Annotated in this window: 2 protein-coding genes; one reads left to right on the forward strand and one right to left on the reverse strand. The window is 49.0% G+C overall.

Going from position 1 to position 1,582, the window contains the following annotated elements; genetic code table 11:
* Positions 1 to 681: 681 nt before the first annotated feature.
* Positions 682 to 1,161 carry a hypothetical protein gene (locus C7K08_RS14005; RefSeq protein ID WP_106501127.1) on the forward strand — a complete coding sequence of 160 codons (480 nt, stop codon included), beginning with the start codon at positions 682 to 684 and terminating at the stop codon, positions 1,159 to 1,161.
* Here C7K08_RS14005 and thyX read toward each other — a convergent pair.
* Positions 1,129 to 1,582 (reverse strand): FAD-dependent thymidylate synthase (gene thyX / locus C7K08_RS14010; protein ID WP_106501128.1); only part of this gene is annotated, 454 nt, incomplete at its 5' end. The two genes, C7K08_RS14005 and thyX, sit on opposite strands and share 33 nt — an antisense overlap.

The following is a 1,582-nucleotide window of genomic DNA, read 5'->3' on the forward strand; positions in this document are numbered from 1 at the left end:
TCCTTGCATAAGGTGGCCGATCCGCTCGATGGCCCGGTCATGCACACCTACTCATCAAATAATAATTTCATTGCTGGGCTAAATAGGGCACTTACCACAGTGCCTATTGGCGGGCTTATTCTCTTTCCCACATACAAACCTCGGTTGGCTAATCCGTCCCCCAGGAGGTTCTGGGGAGCCGGGCTACTTCCTCGGTACCAAGGGCGCATTCGCTATCCTATTGACACGCCGCCGGGGTTTGTTCCGGCTGTTGGGCAAGTGCTTAAGTACCCCGATGGGGGAGTGTGGCAGGTTACTGAAATGGCACCACCGATCACGGCGTGGGGTGCATGGGAAGGTGGGAGGTTAGGGGGAAGGTGGAATGACGATGATGGGTATGAGCCGAGTTATAATTATTTGCCGCAGGTGAGATATTTGCAAAGAGTGCCTGAGGGGTGGAGTGGACCGGATCCTGTGCTGAGAGGAGGGGCGAGTGCCCTACTTGATGAGATACGACCAGATCGGGTGTGGGACTGGTTCTGGTGGGGCGGRAACAACGAGCCTGAGTAACACTGCTTGGTGAGCTTGGTGAGCTTGCTTTGTCAGGCGCCGCCCTCTAGCCCGGCCCAGTGGCACGTAGTGGCCCAGAGATGTCACATTGGAGGGTGGGGGATTTATGTGCAAGGTTTGAGGGTTTAAAGCGTGAATGTAGCACTGCTCATTGTAACTATGTTTACTACTTGGTTTTCTACCCAGGTGCTTCCTGGGCTAATCTCCGCGGCTAGCGGAGCTATCTTTGGTGTTGTGGTTGCAGGCTGGGATAAGCTTGCCGCTCGCATTATGTTGAATAAAATTGGTCCTTCTATTAAGACCATTTATAATATTGTTGATCCGATCCTAGAAGCAAGCCTTAAAGGCTGGTGCGAGAATGACGTTAATAAAGTCATTGCGCTTGCTGTAGAAGTTGTAAACGATGGCCAACTTAGCGCCGATGAAGTAAACAAGGCCGTTAAGCTCATCTCCAAACTCTGGCTGCCCCAAATTGCTACTCAAAAAGTGCTTGATGGGCTAATTTCTGAAAAAGAAAATACTATCGCACAGAAGATTCGTGAGGCTGTAGATACTAAAACTCTCAATACTCCCGATCTGTTAAACACTCTGAAAGCTACTTATATCAAGTAGAGCTTCAGCAATTACAGGAAACTGCTCGTTAAAGATTACTTGGACCGCTTTGGCAATTTCACTATGCTCTTTCTGAGTACCTGCACTGGCCCTTAAGTCAATGTAGTGAATCCACGATCTCAGTGTTCCGTTCATATAAATTTTGCTCGGGGAGTTCATTGGTAGGACTTTCCGGGCACATTCTTTAGCAACTCCGGCTTCAGTCATGTCATCGTAGAGCTCTTGGGCTTCGGAAAATAGCATCCTAATACGTGCCTGAAAGGCAATTACCAACTCAGGGTCTAGATCGGCGATGGAGTTTTGTCGGTTTTTTGTGTCTTGGCGCCGAAGCTCAGGAACTTGAATTGTGCCCAGCTCTTTGATATTTGCGTATCGTTGAGAAAATTCCTGGAAACTAAAAGAGCGATGGCGGATTATCTGG

Origin of the sequence: Synechococcus lacustris str. Tous (assembly GCF_003011125.1) — a bacterium.
GTDB lineage: Bacteria > Cyanobacteriota > Cyanobacteriia > PCC-6307 > Cyanobiaceae > Synechococcus_D > Synechococcus_D lacustris.